This window comes from Polyangium sp. 15x6 (genome assembly GCF_029960785.1).
Taxonomy (GTDB): domain Bacteria; phylum Myxococcota_A; class Polyangia; order Polyangiales; family Polyangiaceae; genus Polyangium.
Genome location: NZ_JASBQE010000028.1, coordinates 88,172 through 105,892 on the forward strand (window position 1 = coordinate 88,172; position 17,721 = coordinate 105,892).

The window sequence follows — 17,721 nt, forward strand, 5'->3', positions numbered from 1 at the left end:
CGCGCTACGTCGAGCTTGACTTGATCGGCTAGGGACCCGAAATCCTCTCCCTCTCACGGGGGGGAACGAGGCGAATTCCATGAGCGAGACGGAGATGAACGGGGGTTTGGGAGCGCAGCCCGGCACCGCCGGGCAGAGCCCCCAAACGATGAACGGCGCGAACATCACCCCGCTGCTCCCTTCGCGCGTCCTCTCCGGCAAGCGGCTGGTGGTCGTCGGCGGGACGGGCTTCCTCGGCAAGGTCTGGGTCTCGATGCTGCTGCATCGGTTCCCCGAGATCGGCCATCTCTACCTGCTCGTCCGGCCCAAGGCGGGCCAGTCCGCCGAGGAGCGGTTCTGGTCGCAGATCGCCACCTCGGCCGCCTTCGACCCGATCCGCGAGGCGCACCCGGGCGCCGAGTTCGAGACGTGGATCGCCTCGAAGATCACCGCGATCGCCGGCGACATCGTCCACCACGAGTGTGGCCTCGACAAGGACCTGCTCGCGCGCATCGACGGCACGATCGACGCGGTCGTCAACGTCGCGGGCGTCGTCGACTTCAACCCGCCGCTCGACGAGGCGCTGGAGGTCAACGCGTTCGGCGTGACGAACCTCGTCTCGCTCGCGAGGCGCCTCGGGGCGCCGGTCCTGCACACGAGCACGTGTTACGTCGCCGGGTATCGCTCCGGCCTCATCGAGGAGGTCGACCCGCGCGAGGTGCCGTTCCCGCGCGCCGAGGGCGAGACCTGGTTCGGCGCGGGCATCGCCGAGCGCACGCTCGATCGCTCGCACTGGGATCCGCAGCGCGAGATCGACGAGTGCCTCGACCTCGTCAAGCAAGCGCGGCACCGCTGCGAGGACGCGTTCCGGCAGAGCGCGTTCCTCGACGAGGCCAAGGAGAACCTCCAGGCGCGCGGCGAGCCTTGCCGCGGCACGGCGCTCGATGCCGAGCTCGCCAAGGTGAAGCGCCGCTTCATCGAGAACCAGCTCATCGAGGCCGGCACCGAGCGCGCGCATTTCTGGGGCTGGACGAACATCTACACGTACACGAAGAGCATCGGCGAGCAGGTCCTCGCGGCGAGCGGCGTGCCCTACACGATCGTTCGTCCGGCCGTCATCGAGTCCTCGTGCGTGTTTCCGTTCCCCGGCTGGAACGAGGGCATCAACACGAGCGCGCCGTTCATCTACATGGCCATGCAGGGCCAGGTGCAGATCCCCGGCGACCACCGGGTCCACCTCGACATCATCCCCTGCGACATGGTCACGAGCGGCATGATCGCCTCGCTCTGCGAGCTGCTCGAGGGCAAGGCGGCCGTCGTCTACCAGTACGGCACGACGGACACGAACGGCTGCCGCATGACGCGGTACTACGAGCTCATGGGCCTCTACAAGCGCAAGCTCGCGTACGAGGGCAAGCGGAGCGCGCTCTTCGACTGGGTCAAGGCGTACTTCGAGCCGGTCGGCCTCACGAAGAAGCAATACGAGCAGCACGGCTCGCACCAGATCGCGAAGGCGATGAACACGCTCGGCGGCGTGCTCGGCAAGCTCGCGGGCGGGCCGGTGCGGCCGCTGCTCAAGCCTGCGTCGGACATGCTCCTCAGCGCGGCGAAGGCCGAGGAGAAGATGGCCGGCGTGATGGACATCTTCCTCCCGTTCGTCGCGGAGGCGGACTGGGTGTTCTCCTGCGCGAACACGCGCGCGGCGATGGCGCGCATGCCCGAGGACGAGCGCGCGAAGTTCTACTGGGAGCCCGAGAAGCTCGATTGGCGCTGGTTCATGTGGGAGATCCACATCCCGGGCCTCGAAAAGTGGGTCTTCCCGCTCATCGACGAGAAGCAGAACAAACAGCTCAAGGCCCTGCGCAAGTACGACCACCTCATCGACCTCATCGAGGAGATGGCCGAGCGGCACGACCACGCCGTCGCGCTGCAGCTCCTCACGGAAGAGGGCCTCACGCGCACCACGTTCCGCGAGCTCCGGGACGGCATGCTCGCCACGGCCGCGCGCCTCGCGGCGGTCGGGGTTCGGCCGGGCGATCGCGTGGTCCTCACGGGCGAGAACCAGCCTGCGTGGCCCGTCGCGTACTTCGGCATCTTGCGGGCCGGCGCGATCGCGGTGCCCGTCGATCCCGCGCTGGAGGAGCGCCAGCTCGCGAACATCATCCGCTCCTCGGGGGCGCGCGTCGCGCTCTGGGATTCGTTCGTCGAGGGCAAGGGCGGCAAGGCCGCGCGCGCCTCGCTCCCCGAGCTTCGCGTCTACGACCTCGCGAGCTTCGCGGACCCCGACGCGCACGAAGAACTCTCGGCGCCCGAGGTCACGGTCAAGGGCGAGGACATCGCGAGCATCATCTACACGAGCGGCACGACGGGCGATCCGAAGGGCGTCATGCTCTCGCACGACAACTTCACGGCGCTGCTCGCCGCGCTCGCGCCGATCTTCCCGCTCGCCCAGCACGACCGCATCCTGAGCGTCTTGCCGCTGCACCACACGTTCGAGTTCACGTGTGGGCTCCTGCTTCCGATCTCGCGCGGCACGCGCATCATCTACATCGGCGAGCTCAGCGGCGAGCGCGTCTCGAAGGGCCTCAAGGAGGGTCGCATCACGGCGATGGTCGGCGTGCCCGCGCTCTGGCAGATGCTCGAGCGCCGCGTGACCTCGCGCGTGAAGGAGCAGGGTCCTGCCGCCGCGGCGGCCTTCGACTGGGCCCTCGAGCTCAACCGTTTGCTCGGCGAAAAGGCCGGCTTGAACCTCGGCCGCGTCTTCTTCGGCACGGTGCACAAGGCGCTCGGCGGCAACGTTCGTTTCCTGATCTCGGGCGGCGCCGCGCTCCCGAAGGACACGGCGAACGTCTTCCGCGGCCTCGGTTTGCCGCTCAGCGAGGGCTACGGTTTGACCGAGGCGGCGCCCGTGCTCACCGTGGCCAAGGCCTCGCCGAGCCTGAAGCCGGGCACGGTCGGCAAGCCCATCCCGAACGTCGAGATCAAGATCGACAAACCCGACGCGGGCGGCGTCGGCGAGGTCCTCGCGCGCGGGCCCAACGTGATGCTCGGCTACGCGGGCAACGAGGAGGCCACGAGCGCCGCGATCGACGAAGGCGGCTGGCTGCACACGGGCGATCTCGGCAAGCTCGACAAGAAGGGCCGCCTCGTCATCGTCGGCCGCAAGAAGGACGTCATCGTCACGGCGAGCGGCGAGAACGTGTACCCGGACGACGTCGAGAACATCCTCGGCGGCACCCCGCACGTCCGCGAGATCGCGATCGTGGGCATCGACGACGGTCAGGGCGGCGAGCGCGTCGCGTGCCTCGCCGTGCCCGAGCGTGACGAGGGCGAGCCCGAGGAGGGCGAGAAGCGTCCTTCCCGCGCCGAGCGCCACGAGAAGGCGATGAAGGCGCTGCGCGAGGCGTTCCAGAAGCTGCCGAAGGTCGCGCAGCCGTCGGTCGTGCACCTCTGGGACCACGACCTGCCGCGCACCGCGACGCGCAAGGTCAAGCGCAGCGAGGTGAAGAGCGTGCTCGCGAAGCTCGCGAGCGCGTCGGCGATGCCCGCGGGCGAGGGCGGGCAAGCGACGAGCGCGTCGGCGCGGCACGCGATCGCCACGATCGCGAACAAGAAGTCGGCCGATCTCACGCCGGGGATGAGCCTCCGGGGGGATCTCCGGTTCGACTCGCTCATGGCGATGGAGCTCGCGGCGGCGCTCGAAGCGCAGACGGGCCGGGCGATCGACACCGACCGGCTCTCGCGTTGCGACACGGTGGGCGACGTGGAGGCGCTCGTCGTCGAGATCGGCGGCGAGGCGGCGCACGAGGTCGAGCTCGCGGAGGTCGAGGACGGCGAGGACGAGCCGATCAAGCTCCCGAGGCCGTTCGCCGACATGGCCAAGCAGCTCCTCGGCAAGGCCCAGATGAACTTCTACGACCGGGTGATGCACCCCAAGGTCTACGGAAGGGCCTACATCCCGCACAACCGGAACACGATCGTCGCCTCGAACCACGCGAGCCACCTCGACATGGGGTTCGTCAAGTACGCCCTCGGCGCGTACGGCGACGAGCTCGTCTCGCTCGCGGCGCAGGACTATTTCTTCGAGTCGGGGAAATGGCGCCGCGCGTATTTCGAGAACCTGACGAACCTCGCGCCCTTCGATCGCAAGGGCGGCCTCCGGCAGGCGCTCCGCCAGGCGGGGGATCTGATCGATCAGGGCAACACGATCCTGATCTTCCCGGAGGGCACGCGCAGCACCGACGGCCAGGTTCACGAGTTTGGCGCGGCGATCGGCCACCTCGCGTTGCACCACGAGGTGGACATCCTCCCGGTTTGGCTGGGCGGAACCTACGAGGCGTTGCCCAAGGGCGCGAATTTTCCGAAGAAGCGCTCTCTCGTGGCGCGGATCGGCCCGCCGCTCGAAGTGCGCGAGCTCAAGCGCCTGACGGCGGGCATGAAGACGACCGTGGCGTGCCGCAAGGTCGCGGAATTGACGCGGCAGGCGGTGGTCCTCCTCAAGGAGGGCAAGGTGCTCGACATCCGGCAGATCGACCGGATCGAGGAAGCGGCGCCGAAGCAGGAGCACCCGCTCGTCGTCCTGTTCCGCGACCTCGAGACGAAGTTCGTCCCGGGCCGCGTGACCGCGCCGGTCACGTATTACTTCACGCTCGGCAACGAAAACGAGGCGAAGTGGACGCTGCGCGTCGAGCCGAACAAGTGCGAGGCGAAGATGGGCAAGCCCGAGGGCGCCGCGGCCGATTGCGTGCTCAAGACGTCGCCGGAGATCTTCCTCAAGATCGTGCGTGAGGCTTACACGCCGAGCCCGATGGAGTTCATGTCGGGCGCCGTGAAATCGAACGACATCTCCCTGCTCTTGACCTTCCAGAAGGTATTCGATCTCGTATGAGCCGCTATCTCGTCACGGGTGCTACGGGGTTTCTCGGACGTCACCTCGTCTCGGTGCTGCTCTCGGGCGGTCACCAGGTGGTGGCGCTTTGCCGCAAGGAGCCCACGGACTTCGCTGGAAAAGAGGGTTTTTCCGTGGCGCGCGGCGACGTGCTCGATGCGGAGAGCGTCAAGCGCGCGGCCGAGGGCTGCGAAGGGCTCTTCCATTGCGCGGGCCGGGTCTCGCGGCGGCCGGAGGACGCGGAGGCGCTCTTCCGGGTGCACGTCGAGGGCACGAAGATCACGCTCGACGCGGCGCGGGCCGCGGGCGTGCGGCGCGTCGTCCTTGCGAGCACGAGCGGCACGATTGCCGTGAGCCGCGAGGCCAAGGTCATCGACGAGACGGCCTTGCCGCCGCAGGACGTGATCGCGCGCTGGCCGTATTACCGGTCGAAGCTGTATGCCGAGCGCGCGGGGCTCGATCGCAGCGGCCCCGGGTTCGAGGTCGTGTCGGTCAATCCCTCGCTCCTGCTCGGCCCCGGGGACGTGCTCGGCTCGTCGACGGGCGACGTCGTGAAGTTCATGGAAAAGCGCGTGCCGATGATCCCGAGCGGCGGCCTCTCGTTCGTGGACGCGCGGGACGCGGCCGTGGCGATGGTCGCGGCGATGGAGAAGGGCCGGGCGGGCGAAAAATATCTGCTTGGCGCGAAAAACCTGACGTTCGAGGTATTCTTCGGGATGCTCGAGCGCGTGACGGGCGTGAAGGGCCCGACCATGAAGGCGCCGAAGAGCCTGCTTCTGGCGCAAGCGGGCGCCGAGATCATGGAGCGGATCGCCAAGCGGATGAACACGGAGAACCCGCTCGACCGGGTGAGCGCGGAGATGAGCCAGCATTACTGGTACCTCGACGCGAAGAAGGCGGCGCGGGAGCTCGGTTTCTCGCCGCGCGACGCGATCGAGACGCTCTCCGATACGGTGAAGGATCTGCGCGAGCGCGGGGTCGTCTGGCCGAAGGTGTAGGTCGAGGACGGCCCCTCGGGGCCATTGCGATGCGCACCACCCTCGACTAGGGTCCGCGGGCGAGATGTCCTACCCGAAGCTCGTTTCTCCCGCGATTCTCGCGACACTCGTCCTCACGGTTGCCGCCTGCGGCGGCTCCTCCGCGGAAAACCCGCCTCCGGCGGACCCGGCGAAGGCGACCGCGACCACGCCGACCGCCGTTCCCTCGGCCGCTCCGACGGCGACGCCGACCGCGGCTCCCGAGGCCAAGCCCGCGGCCGAGCCCGAGAAGCCGAAGGAGCTCGTCCACGACGTCGATGGCCCCGATGGCATTCGCCGCTGGGCGCTCTGGGATGGGCCGAAGACGGGAGCGGCCATCACCACGCCGAAGGCGTGGGTCGTCGCGCCCAACATGGGCCGCCTCGGGGAGACGAAGGACTCGTTCGGCGCGGTCCGGATCAAGCTCGTCACCGTCCTGAAGGCCGACGCGAACGAGGTCGTCTACGAGGAGCGGGGGAACAAGTACGCGGTGCCGGCGGCGCTCGCGCGGCCCGCGGTGGCGCCGAAGGGGCTCAAGAAGGGCGCGTTCGCGATTTGCAATTTCGGGCAAAGCCACTGGGTCGGGCGCATCGAGGCCGTGGACGCGAAATCGGCGACGTGCGCGCTTCGGTTCATGAAGAAGCTGCGGAAGGAAAAACTCCCGCTGGAGGAGGTGCTCGCGTTCGAGACGCCGCTCGGCATGGGGAGTTATGTGATGGTGCGCTTCGCGGACGGTGGCCCGGACCCCGATACGTCGTACGCCGGGCAGGTCTTCGCGGTGAGCGGCGAGGACGCCTGGGTCACGGTCGAGACGCAATTCGGCAATGGATACGGGGCGCGCGAGGGGCGGCGCGTGCACAAGGTCAAGACCGCGAACCTGACGCCCATCGACGTCTCGAAGCCCCTCGCGGTGGGCGCGCCTTGCCTCACCGAGGATGTCGTGCGCTTCGGGGCGTGCACGGTCAAACAGGTGTTCGACGGTGGCCTCGGGTATGTGCTGACCTTCAAGGATAACCCCTCGCCGGTGCAAGAGGAATGGGACCTCGGCACCGTGGCGCCGCTCCCGAAGGAGGCGAAGCCGGCCAAGTAAAGGCCGTTCGCGACGAACCGCATGCCCTACGACGATCTCCTCGGCCGATTCGTGAACCTGCCCGTGCGGCGCCTGGGGCCGCCGGGCGCGTTTCTCTCCGTCGATTCGAGGGACCTGCGGCCGAATGCCGAGGTCGTGCTGCTGCCGCGGGGCGAGGTCCCCGAGGGCACGAAGGAGGGGGACGAGCTCGACGTTTTCGTCTACCTCGATTCGGAAGGGCGGCCCGTCGCGACGTTACGCACGCCGAAGGTCACGCTCGACGAGGTCGCCTTCCTGAAGGTGACGGACGTCAATCGGTACGGCGCGTTCTTCGATTGGGGCCTGCCGAAGGAGCTGCTCGTGCCGTATGGCGAGCAGACGCGCGACGTGCACGTGGGCGAGCGGCACCCGATTGGTTTGTTTCTCGACGATCGGGGGCGGCTCGCCGGGACGATGCGCGTGAGCGAGCTTTTGCGTGACCAGGGCGATTACGAACTCGATGACTGGATCGACGGAGAGGCGTGGCGGAACGACCCCGACATCGGGCTGTTCGTCATTCTGGAACGGCGTGTCGTCGGGTTGGTCCCGGCGTACGAGCCGCACCGGCTTTCGCGCGGGGAGACGGCGCGTTTCCGCGTGGCGAACATCCTGCCCGACGGCAAGGTCGAGCTCTCGCTCCGCGGGCACGCGCACGAGGAAATCGAGAACGACGCGGCGCGCGTGCTCGCGGTGATCGAGCGTCCCGGCGCGCCGCGCGTCGGCGATCGGTCGAGCCCGGACCAGATCCGCTCGATGTTTCAGCTCAGCAAGAAGGCCTTCAAGCGGGCCGTGGGGCACCTCTTGAAGCAGCGCGTGGTTTCGCTGGACCCGCAAGGGTTCATCGTGCCAAACCGGCGTTAGCGCGGCGTCAAAGCGACGGGGTCACGGCGCAGACATCGGCGAACTTGGTCGCGGGGAGCTCGACCCGGTCAACGCCGCCCGACCTTCTGTTCGAGCTCCGACCATCGGATCCGCATGACCACGGGGCGGCCGTGCGGGCAATGGCCGGCGAAATCGACCTCGTCGAGCGCGCGGAAGAGCGCCTCGGCTTCTTCCTTGGAGACGGCGTCGCCGGCCCGGATCGAGCCGTGACAGGCCATCGTGGCGAGGGCGAGGTCGATCGCGCCGGAGAACGCGCGCTCGCCGACGCGCGAGAGCTCGGCGAGCAAGTCGCGCAGGAGGACGGCGGGCGTGGCGCGAGCGGAGAGGATCTGCGGGACGGCCGTGATCGCCGCGTCGCGCATGCCTCGCAGCGAGACGTCGAGACCCGTGCGGCTGATCGCGTCCTGCGCTTCCTCGATGATCGCTGCTTCCTCGGCCGTGACCGTGACCATTTCGGGGATCAGGAGCCGCTGCGAGGCGACGGCGCGGGTCTCGTAGGCGCGGCGGAGCCGCTCGAATGTGACGCGCTCGGCCGCCGCGTGCTGGTCGAGGACGAAGAGCCCGTCTTGCCCCTCGCAGACGAGGAACGTGCGCCGGACCTGAGCGACGAACGAGAGCCCGCTGAAGGCGCCCGGTCGCTCGGCCGTCTGCGCGCGCTCCTCCGCCGTCGGATATGGCATCGGGCGTGGGGGAGCGGCGATCGGCGGCGGCGTCTGCGGCGCCTCCGCCGGGAACGGGGACGCAGGAGGAGGCGCCTCCGCGGCGAGCCCCCACGGGTCCGGCTCCGGCTCCGAAGGAATGGTTTGTCCCGAATGACCATTCCAATGTTCCGTCGGAGGCAGCTCCCCCGAGCCATTCCACGTCGTGAGCGGCGGCGTGGCCTCGTCGACCGGCTTCTGTTTTCGCTGGCCGAAGGGAGCCGGGCCCGAGGCATCGGCGGGCGCGGGGCCCTTGCCGAAGATCCCGGGCAGATAGGCCGTCGGCGGCGGCGGGGGCGCGGCGGGTTCGGGCGGGAGGCTGCGCTCTTCGGCGCGATTCTTGTGGTAATGCGCCCACGGCGAGGCGCCGGGCGCGGGCAAACCGAAGGCGCGGGCCAGGGGCGCCGCGATGATCTTGTAGAGCGCGTCCTGGATCGCGCGGCCGTCGGCGAAGCGGACCTCCGCCTTCTGCGGGTGCACGTTCACGTCGACGAGCTCGGGCGGCAGGTCGAGGTGGACGACGCCGACGGGATAACGGCCCGGTTCGAGCACGCTGCCGTAGGCATTCGCGACCATGCGCGCGAGCGTGCGGTCCTTGACGGGACGGCCGTTCACGAAAAACAGAAGCCGCGTCGCGCCTGCGCGTGCTCGCTCGGGTCGCGACAGGAAGGCCTCGACGTTCATGGGGCCCCGCTCGCCTCGGCATGCGGCGAGGGGCTCGTCGTCGAACACGTCGCGCGCGCGCTCCTCGCGGCTCTGCGTGCGCAGCCACTCGCGCGCGACGCGCCCATCACGCGCGAGCACGAGCGTGACGTCGGGACGGCAGAGCGCCGCGGACTCGACGACCTCGGTGACGTGCGCGCTCTCCGTGCTCACCGCGCGCAGGAACTTGCGCCGCGCCGGGACGTTGAAGAAGAGGTCGCGCACCTCGATGCTCGTGCCCACCGCGACGCCGCACGGGCCGACGTCGGCGGGGCTTCCACCTTCGATGCGGACGAGCGTGCCCTCGTCGTCCTCGTGCTTGCGCGTGCGCATCGCGAAGCGGCTGACGCTGGCGATGCTCGGCAGCGCCTCGCCGCGGAAGCCGAAGCTCTGGATGCGGCGCAGGTCGTCGATCGATCCGATCTTGCTCGTGGCGTGGCGGAGCACGGCGAGCGTCGCGTCCTTGCGATCCATGCCGCTGCCGTCGTCGGTGACGCGCACGAGCGTGACGCCGCCGCCCTCGATGTCGACGCGGATCCTCCGCGCGCGGGCGTCGAGCGCGTTCTCGACGAGCTCCTTCACCACGCTCGCGGGGCGCTCGACGACCTCGCCGGCGGCGATCTGGTTGGCGAGGTCGTCCGGAAGGACGTGGACACGCCCGGGCAGCTCGGTCACGAGTCCTCGGTCTGCTCTTGGGCGGCCGCGACCGCTTCGAAATAGGCCTTCGTGCGCGGGCTCGTGAGCGTGATCGTCGCGAGCACGAGCGCCCCCACGTCGAACAGGATGAGCCGGATGCGCGGCAGCCAGAGCCAGAGGCGCCGGTCGAGGAGCAGCGGCCACGCTTCGCGTTGATCCGCGGGCGCGGCCTGGGGCAGCGCCGGCAGGACGTCCCCGACGCGCACGACGGCGTCGACCCACGCATACCGCGCGTCACGCAAGAGCCAGAACGTCAAGGTCGCGAGCGCGGCGTTCGCGAGCAGCGCCTGGATGGCGAGCATGCGCGCCCCGGGCCTGCCGCTCATGGCCATGCCGCTCGCGACGACGAGCAGCACGGAGAGCAAGAAGCGGCCCGCGAAGAGCGGGAAGGCGAGGGGGCCCATCTCGCCGAGCGTGCGCAGACGCGCGGCTTCCTGGAGGACCATGAGCGCCTCGATCGGCTCGGCGGCGTCCTTCATGGACGCGGTCAAGGCAGCGACATCGGGCAGGTTGCCCTCGCGCAGGTACACGAGCGTCGCGAACGCCTCGGAGAGCCCCTGCACACCGATGAGCCATGCGAGGATCATCGCTGCAACGAGGTACCAGGGCCGAAGCGTGCGCTTGCGCGCGGACGGGGGCGGAGGCGGCGCGGAAGTGCTCACGCAAGGGGGGCTCTAGCACGTTCCGGCGGGGCCGCGAACCACAGGTGGCGCGAGGTAGGCCACGTGTACTAAGAAATTGCCCGCAAGAGGTACCGGGTGGCCACCAAGAAGACCGAGCCGGGTAAGAAGACGACAAAAGCCTCGGCGGGCGGGGCGACCAAGCGAGGCAAGCGAGGCGAGGCATCCGCCGCGGCGAAAGCCGAGCGGCGAGCCGCCGCGACGAGCGCCGAGCCGGGTCAGGCCGCCGAAGGCGCGGGGGAGGACGAAGACCACGCGGCCGAGCACGAGGGCGCGGACGCCGAGGTGGTCGAGGCCGACTTCGAGGTCGTCGACGAGGACGCGGACGCGGGATCCCTGGACAAACTCCCCCTCGCGGAGCGCAAGGGCGCGGCGAAGGGCGGCGACGGCGCGCTCTCGCGCACCGATCCGCTGCAGGCCTACCTGCGCGAGGTGCAGCGCCATCCGCTGCTCACGCCCGAGGAGGAGCAGAAGCTCACGCGGCACTACGCCGAGACGCAGGACGTCAAGACGGCCGCGCGCCTGGTGACGGCGAACCTCCGGCTCGTGGTGAAGCTCGCGTACGAGTATCGCCGCGCCTACAAGAACATCATGGACCTCATCCAGGAGGGCAACATCGGCCTGATGCAGGCCGTGAAGCGCTACGATCCGTATCGCGGCGTGAAGCTCTCCTCGTACGCGGCGTGGTGGATCCGCGCGTACATCCTCCGGTTCATCCTGAACAACTGGCGGCTCGTCAAGCTCGGCACGACGCAGGCCCAGCGCAAGCTCTTCTTCAACCTGAACAAGGAGAAGGCGCGGCTCTCGGCGATGGGCATCGAGCCCACGGCGGGCGAGATCGCGCGGCGCCTCTCGGTGGACGAGAGCGAGGTCGTCGACATGGATCGGCGCCTGTCGAGCGGCGAGGCGTCGCTCGACGCGCCCGTCGGCGACAGCGAAGGTCGCTCCGTGTCGCGGATCGATCTCATGCCCTCGTACACGACCGGCCCGGACGCCGCGTTCGAGTCGCACGAGATGGACGTGATGGTGCGCGAGCGTCTCGCGAAGTTCCGCGAGACGCTGAAGGGCAAGGACGTCATCATCTTCGACAAGCGCATGGCGGCCGAGGAGCCGCTCACGCTCCAGGAGCTCGGCGACGAGTTCGGCATCTCGCGCGAGCGCGTGCGGCAGCTCGAAGCGCGGCTGACCACGAAGCTGCGCGAGTACCTGCGCGAGGAGCTCGGCGACGCCGTCGGCGGCGCGAGCTAGGCCGTGAGCGACGCGCCCGAGCGAGGGGTGCTCTACGTGGTGGCGACGCCGATCGGCCACCTCGGCGATCTGTCGCCACGTGCGGCGGAGACGCTCCGGAACGCGGCGCGCGTCGCCGCCGAGGACACGCGGCGGACACGCGGGCTGCTCACGCACCTCGGGATCACGGGGAAGCCGATCGACAGGCTCGATGCGCATGCGTCGGCGCATGACGTCGCGCGTGTGGTCGATCGGCTCGTCGCGGGGGAAGACGTCGCGCTCGTGACCGACGCGGGCACGCCCGTCGTGAGTGATCCGGGAACGGACCTCGTGCGCGCGGCGGCCGAGGCCGGCGTGCGCGTCGTGCCGATCCCGGGGCCGAGCGCGGTGATGGCGGCGCTCTCGGCGTCGGGGCTTTGCACGGGCGCGTTTCGGTTCCTCGGCTTTCTGCCGCGCAAAGGTCCCGAGCGGCGCGATGCGCTCGAGCTCGTGCGCGCGACGCCCGAGTCGGTCGTGCTCTTCGAGTCGCCGGAGCGCACGGCCGAGACGCTCGCCGATCTCGCGACGAGCTTGCCGAACCGATCCGGCGCGGTCGCGCGCGAGCTGACGAAGATGCACGAGGAGATCCTGCGCGGCACGTTGCCCGAGCTCGCGCGTATCGCGGCCGAGCGCGAGACACTCGGCGAGGTGACGATCGTGATCGGTCCGGGCGAGGCGCCGAAGGGGCCGCTCGTCGGCGAGGAGGAGCTCGATCGGCTCATCGACGAGCACCTCGCGCGCGGGCGTCGGCCGAAGGACATCGCCGACGAGCTCGCGCTCGTGTCGGGCCGGCCGCGTCGCGAGCTCTACACGCGTGTGCTCGCGCGGAAGAGGGACGAGCGGTGACGGACATCCACGCGGTGGTGTCGCGGCCGGGCCCGGTCGAGTCGGAGATCCTCGCGGCGCTCGGCGATTCGTTTGAGGTCAAGCGAAGGGCGCTGCCACCGGTCACGCTGCGGACGCTGGAAGGCGGTCGGGGCGCGCCGGTGCTGTTTCTGCACGGGCGGGGGTCCGCGGGGACGATCTGGGCGCCGGTGCTCGCGGAGGTCGCGCGATCACGTCGCGTGATCGCGGTGGATTTGCCGGGGTTCGGTCACTCGTCGTCGCCGCCGTTCCAGGGCGACGATCGCGACGCGGCGGCGCGTTTCTTCGTCGATCCGATCGCCGCGCTCGTGCGTGAGCTCGGCCTCGCGGAGGCTTCGATCGTGGGGCATTCGCTGGGCGGGCTCGTCGCGCTGGAGCTCGTGCTCGGAGGCCACGTGCGGCCGCCGAAGCTCGCGCTCGTCGCCTCGATGGGGCTCGGTCCCTGGGCGAGCCTGCGATCACGCGCGCTGTTTCGGCTCGGGCCGGAGCGGATCGCGCGGACGCTCGGGGCCCTCGGTTTGCCGCGGGACGCGCGTGGTGGAGATGCGTGGGAAGAGCGCCTCGCGCGCCTCGAAGTCGAGCTCTTCTCCGTGCTCGGAGGGAAGGCGCCGCCGGTGCGGGCGTTCGACGCGCTCATGCCGCTCGTCGGCCCCGCGTACGAGCGAGCGTCGGAGCTCCAGCGGATCGACGCCGAGACGCTACTCGTGTGGGGCGAGCGTGATCCCGTCTTGCCCGCGCCGATCGCGATCGGGGCTGCGGCCGCGATGCCACGCGCGCGGCTCGTGATGCTGCCGGGGCTCGGGCACACGCCGCACATCGAGGGCGCGGCGCGTGTCACCGAGCTGCTTTCGTCGTTCCTCGCGTAGCGCGCTTCAGGCGAGGTTGACGTCGACCTCGTGGAACCCCGCGACGTGATCGTGGGCCTCGATCTGACGGCGGACCCACGGCGCGTCACGGCGGGCGACCACGATGATGTTCACCTCCTGGCCGGGCTTCGGCGTGATCCCGGACGTGGAGAAGCCCATCTTGCCGGCGTCCTCGAGCGACATCACGACGGCTTGCGTATCGCGCTTGGTCTCTTCCGAGAGGAGCGTGTCGGCGTCGGAGCCCTTCACCATGTGCACCACGAAGGCAACGTGCATGGGCGGTATGGTCGCCTCGATCGTGGGGCGAGCGCAAGGGGCAGCGAATGAGGCTCAGCCGCGCTTTTTCTGAAGGTGCGCACGCAATGCGCGCGCCTGCACGCGATTCTTGCGAATCTCCTCCGAGCGCGCCCGCGGGTCGCTGGCCATTTCGATCCGATCGCCCTCTTTTTGAAGATTCTTGTAACTCGCGAGCCGCTCCGCCGAGAGCGCGCCCTCGGTGATGGCCCTCTGGACGGCGCATCCAGGCTCTTTTTCGTGCCGGCAATCGGAGAACCGGCAGCTCGCCGCGAGCACCGCGACGTCGTCGAAGGCCTCGTCGAGGCCCGCGCTCGCTTCCCAGAGGCCGATCTCGCGCATGCCCGGCGTGTCGATCATGATGCCGCCCGTCGGCAGCACCACGAGCTCGCGCCGCACCGTGGTGTGGCGGCCCGTGTCGTCGTCGTCGCGGATGGGCGAGGTGGCGAACCGCGTTTCGCCGAGCAAATGGTTGATCAGCGTGGACTTGCCGACCCCGGAGGAGCCGAGCAGGATGCCGGTCCTGTTGTCGCGCAGGTAGTCACGCACGATCTCGATGCCCTCGCCCGTCTGGGAGCTCGACGCATGAATGGGCACGCCGCGCGCAATGGCCGAGGCCGCCTCGATCGCGGGGCCGGGATCGGCGAGGTCGGCTTTGCTGAGCAGGATGACCGGATCGGCGCCGCTCTCGCGGGCGAGCGCGAGGTAACGCTCGAGCCTACGCGGGCTGAAATCACGGTTGAGCGAGCTCACAAGGAAGACCCGATCGACGTTCGCCGCGACGACCTGCGGCTTCTTGTCGAGGCCCGCCGCGCGGCGAACGAAGGCCGTGCGGCGTTGCAAGATCGCCTGGATGACGGCGCGCCCTTCGGTATCGGCCGTCTCGTCGAGGACGACCCAGTCGCCGACCGCGGGCATGTCGAGCGGGCTCTCGGCCTCGTGGCGGAGCCGGCCCGCGATCACGGCCCAGCGCTCGATCGTTCCATCGTGCACGCGATAGGCGCCCCGGTGCTCGGTGATGACGCGGGCAGGCAGCCGCGAGGTCGAATGCTCGGCGGCGTGCGCGGCGAAATGGCCGGCGAAATGAGGGGTGAATCCGAGTCGGACGAGGTCGGGGTTCATGCGGGAGGGGTGGCCTCCCGCGAACCATAGCAGAGGAACGGACGGCCTTCCGTCAGGCTTCTTTCCGTTCGCCGAGCAGCTCCAGCCGCGCGAGCGTCGCGCACGTCTCGCTGATCGCCCGCATGAGGCGCAGGCGATTCTCGCGGACGGGGATGTCGTCCGTCATGACGTACACGTCGAGGAAGTAGCGGTGAAGCAGCGGCGCGAAGCTCGCGACCTCGCGCAGCGCGCCCGCGTAGTCGCCCGCGCGGCGCAGATCGACGAGCTTCGACGCGAGCGCGAGGTAGCCGTCGTGCACGGCCTTCTCGCTCGCGTGATCCTCGACCCGCGGCGGGGTCGGCTCGCCGGCCGGAGCGCCGCTCGCGATGTTCGTGGCGCGCTTGAAGACTTCCCCTACCCGCGCGCGCGTGTCCGCGTCGAGGCCCGCGAGCGCCGTCGCCCGCGCCCGCGCGTCGAGCGGCCGCTCGGCCGCGACGGGCAGCGCGGCCGCGACCGCGTCGCTCGGCAGCTTCGCTTCCAGCAGACCGCGCAGACGCTCGGTGAAGAAGTCGCCGAGCTTGTCCGTGAGCTCGCCCGGCCCGAGGTCGAGCGAGACGCCGCCGTAGCCGTCGTACGCCGCGCGGAACGCGTCCGAGATGCGCAGGTCGAAGCCTCGATCGAGCACGGTGCGCAGGATGCCGAGGCACGCGCGACGCAGGCCGTACGGATCGGCCGCGCCTGTCGGCGTGAGGCCGATGGCGAAGCAGCCGACGATCGTGTCGAGCCGATCCGCGATCGACACGAGCGCGCCCGCGTCCGAGGGCGGCGTCGCTTCCTGCGCGCCCTTCGGCTGGTAATGCTCGCGGATCACGTCGGCGACCTCGGGGCTCGTGCCTTGCGCGAGCGCGTACGCGCGCCCCATCTCGCCTTCGAGCTCGGGGAACTCGCCGACCATGAGCGAGACGAGGTCACTCTTCGCGATGTGCGCGCCGCTCGCCGCGGCCATGATCGCAGGCTCCGGGAGCTGGAGCAGGAGGCCGAGCTCGCGCGCGAGCCGCTCGACGCGCTCGGCCTTGCCGAGCATGGTGCCGAGCCGCTTCTGGAACACGATGCCGGCGAGCTTCGTACGCCGATCGGCGAGGGGAATCTTGACGTCCTCGCGGTAGAAGAAGCGCGCGTCCGAGAGCCGCGCCCGCATGACGTTGTCGTTGCCGCGCCGGATGTTCGCGGGGTTCTCGGCCGTGTTCACGACCGAGAGGTATTTCGGCAGGAGCTTGCCGTCCTGCGCGCGCATGCCGAAGTAGCGCTGGTGGCCCTTGGCGACGGCGAGGATCACGCGCTCGGGCAGCTCGAGGAACTCGTCGCCGAAGCCGCCCACGATCACGTGCGGCTCCTCGACGAGCGAGAGGTTCTCCTCGATGAGGAAGTCGTCCTCGATGAGCGTGCCGCCCGCGGACGCGGCCGCCTCGAGGAGCCGCTCGCGCATCACGCGCGCGCGCTCCTCGGGATCGACGAGCACGTGCGCGGCGCGGAGCGCGTCGACGTACATCGCGGCCGAGGTGATCGTGATCGCGCCCGGCGCGAGGAAGCGATGGCCGTAGGTGGTGCGGCCGCTCTTGGCGCCGGCGATCTCGACGTCGAGCAGGTCCTCGCCGAAGAGCGCGATGACCCAGTGGATCGGCCGGCCGAACGCGTAATCGCCCGCGCCCCAGCGCATCGATTTGCGGAAGGGGATCGCGGTCGCGACCTGTGCGAGCGCCTCGGGCAGGAGCGCGGAGGCGAGCTTGCCGGCTTCGCGCCGCGTGCCGACGAGGTACTCGCCTTTCGGCGTCTCGACGCGGCGCAGATCGGCCACGGAGCCGCCGATCTTCGACGCGAACGCCTCGGCGGCCTTCGTGGGCACGCCGTCCTTGAACGCGGCTTTGACGGGCGGACCCGTGACCTCTTCTTCGAGATCGGGCTGGCGCTCGGCGACGCCGGAGACGAGTACGGCGAGCCTTCGCGGCGTACCGAGCGCGCGGATCGCGCCGTGCGTGATGCGCAGATCCGAGAAGCGTTTCTTCAAAAGATCGGGGAGCGCGCGGAGCGCGGCGTCGACGAACGAAGCGGGCAGCTCCTCGCAGCCGATTTCGAGCAGGAGGTCGCGGGTCTGGGACATGGGGCGCGCAAGGTAGCGCAAACGGACGGCTTGGGGCAGGGGAAGCGTGGGGGACGTCCCGCCGTGGGCTCGCGGGTACGTCCTCGGCGCGAGCGGCCTACTGCGACAGGCGCTCGAGCGTCCCCTCGGCCGTCAGGTCGCAGGTCGCCGTCGTGGCTCCGGCGAGGGTCACCGTGAGATCCAGCTCCACGCGCAGCGCCGTGTCGCTCAGCCTGAGGGTGCCGCCTTCGATCGTGGTGCTCTGGGTCGTCCCGTTGACCGTCTCGGCCGGGCAACTGGATTGACGCAACCTCGCGACCTCGCCGTCCACGTCGGCGATGACCGTCGTGCCACACGCGGCGTCCCACGATACGGTATCGCCGTTGTCGTACAACGTCAGCTCGATGTCCGCCTCCGTCACCGGGACGGACGAACCATCGGAGCAATCGCCGCTCTGCGAGAGCTCCCCGGCGAACGTGCCATTCCAATCGGGGCCACAAGCGACGAGGCACAGGGCGAAAACCGAACATACAATTTGTTTCAT

General features: G+C 69.8%; 13 protein-coding genes. 7 read left to right on the forward strand and 6 right to left on the reverse strand.

Annotated features, from left to right (window positions below; genetic code table 11):
• Positions 1–79: 79 nt before the first annotated feature.
• The 4 genes from QHF83_RS21820 (at position 80) to QHF83_RS21835 (ending at position 7,852) form a co-directional block, all read left to right on the forward strand.
• On the forward strand, positions 80–4,867 hold the full coding sequence (locus QHF83_RS21820; RefSeq protein WP_282419825.1) for an AMP-binding protein: 4,788 nt from the start codon (positions 80–82) through the stop codon (positions 4,865–4,867).
• Positions 4,864–5,865: an NAD-dependent epimerase/dehydratase family protein gene (locus QHF83_RS21825; protein WP_282419826.1), complete on the forward strand. Its 1,002-nt coding sequence runs from the start codon at positions 4,864–4,866 to the stop codon at positions 5,863–5,865. The genes QHF83_RS21820 and QHF83_RS21825 overlap by 4 nt, the downstream gene beginning before the upstream one ends.
• Before the next feature lie 64 nt (positions 5,866–5,929).
• A complete protein-coding gene (locus QHF83_RS21830) occupies positions 5,930–6,973 on the forward strand; it encodes a hypothetical protein (RefSeq protein WP_282419827.1) in 1,044 nt (347 codons plus the stop codon).
• A gap of 21 nt (positions 6,974–6,994) precedes the next feature.
• Entirely contained in the window at positions 6,995–7,852 is an 858-nt protein-coding gene (locus QHF83_RS21835; protein WP_282419828.1) for a S1-like domain-containing RNA-binding protein, read from the forward strand.
• Between the two features lie 68 nt (positions 7,853–7,920).
• On the opposite strand, the gene mutL is transcribed toward QHF83_RS21835, so the two are convergent.
• Positions 7,921–9,948, reverse strand: coding sequence for a DNA mismatch repair endonuclease MutL (mutL, locus tag QHF83_RS21840; RefSeq protein WP_282419829.1), 2,028 nt, complete (start codon positions 9,946–9,948; stop codon positions 7,921–7,923).
• On the reverse strand, positions 9,945–10,631 hold the full coding sequence (locus QHF83_RS21845) for a hypothetical protein (protein WP_282419830.1): 687 nt from the start codon (positions 10,629–10,631) through the stop codon (positions 9,945–9,947). Before QHF83_RS21845 ends, mutL begins: the two co-directional genes overlap by 4 nt.
• A 96-nt stretch (positions 10,632–10,727) precedes the next feature.
• Between QHF83_RS21845 and QHF83_RS21850 the strand changes: the two genes are divergently transcribed.
• The 3 genes from QHF83_RS21850 to QHF83_RS21860 are packed head-to-tail and all read left to right on the forward strand — an operon-like array spanning position 10,728 to position 13,645.
• Positions 10,728–11,897, forward strand: coding sequence for an RNA polymerase factor sigma-32 (locus QHF83_RS21850; protein WP_282419831.1), 1,170 nt, complete (start codon positions 10,728–10,730; stop codon positions 11,895–11,897).
• A gap of 3 nt (positions 11,898–11,900) precedes the next feature.
• On the forward strand, positions 11,901–12,761 hold the full coding sequence (gene rsmI, locus QHF83_RS21855; protein ID WP_282419832.1) for a 16S rRNA (cytidine(1402)-2'-O)-methyltransferase: 861 nt from the start codon (positions 11,901–11,903) through the stop codon (positions 12,759–12,761).
• Positions 12,758–13,645, forward strand: a complete 888-nt coding sequence (locus QHF83_RS21860; RefSeq protein ID WP_282419833.1) for an alpha/beta fold hydrolase — start codon at positions 12,758–12,760, stop codon at positions 13,643–13,645. The genes rsmI and QHF83_RS21860 overlap by 4 nt, the downstream gene beginning before the upstream one ends.
• A 6-nt stretch (positions 13,646–13,651) precedes the next feature.
• On the opposite strand, the gene QHF83_RS21865 is transcribed toward QHF83_RS21860, so the two are convergent.
• From QHF83_RS21865 to QHF83_RS21880, 4 genes are all read right to left on the reverse strand, one after another.
• Entirely contained in the window at positions 13,652–13,921 is a 270-nt protein-coding gene (locus QHF83_RS21865) for a hypothetical protein (protein ID WP_282419834.1), read from the reverse strand.
• Positions 13,922–13,975: 54 nt separating this feature from the next.
• The gene (rsgA, locus tag QHF83_RS21870) at positions 13,976–15,061 is read right to left on the reverse strand and encodes a ribosome small subunit-dependent GTPase A (RefSeq protein ID WP_282419835.1); all 1,086 of its coding nucleotides are present in this window, start codon (positions 15,059–15,061) and stop codon (positions 13,976–13,978) included.
• A gap of 52 nt (positions 15,062–15,113) precedes the next feature.
• A complete protein-coding gene (gene glyS / locus QHF83_RS21875) occupies positions 15,114–17,198 on the reverse strand; it encodes a glycine--tRNA ligase subunit beta (protein ID WP_282419836.1) in 2,085 nt (694 codons plus the stop codon).
• 97 nt (positions 17,199–17,295) lie between these two features.
• Positions 17,296–17,721 (reverse strand): hypothetical protein, encoded by a 426-nt coding sequence (locus QHF83_RS21880; protein ID WP_282419837.1) that lies wholly within the window; start codon positions 17,719–17,721, stop codon positions 17,296–17,298.

Bases quoted from the DNA above. Each gene is read 5' to 3' on its own strand.
- QHF83_RS21820 (WP_282419825.1), top strand. From the start codon at position 80: ATGAGCGAGACGGAGATGAACGGGGGTTTGGGAGCGCAGCCCGGCACC.
- QHF83_RS21825 (WP_282419826.1), top strand. From the start codon at position 4,864: ATGAGCCGCTATCTCGTCACGGGTGCTACGGGGTTTCTCGGACGTCAC.
- QHF83_RS21830 (WP_282419827.1), top strand. From the start codon at position 5,930: ATGTCCTACCCGAAGCTCGTTTCTCCCGCGATTCTCGCGACACTCGTC.
- QHF83_RS21835 (WP_282419828.1), top strand. From the start codon at position 6,995: ATGCCCTACGACGATCTCCTCGGCCGATTCGTGAACCTGCCCGTGCGG.
- QHF83_RS21865 (WP_282419834.1), bottom strand. From the start codon at position 13,921: ATGCACGTTGCCTTCGTGGTGCACATGGTGAAGGGCTCCGACGCCGAC.
- rsgA (WP_282419835.1), bottom strand. From the start codon at position 15,061: ATGAACCCCGACCTCGTCCGACTCGGATTCACCCCTCATTTCGCCGGC.
- glyS (WP_282419836.1), bottom strand. From the start codon at position 17,198: ATGTCCCAGACCCGCGACCTCCTGCTCGAAATCGGCTGCGAGGAGCTG.
- QHF83_RS21880 (WP_282419837.1), bottom strand. From the start codon at position 17,721: ATGAAACAAATTGTATGTTCGGTTTTCGCCCTGTGCCTCGTCGCTTGT.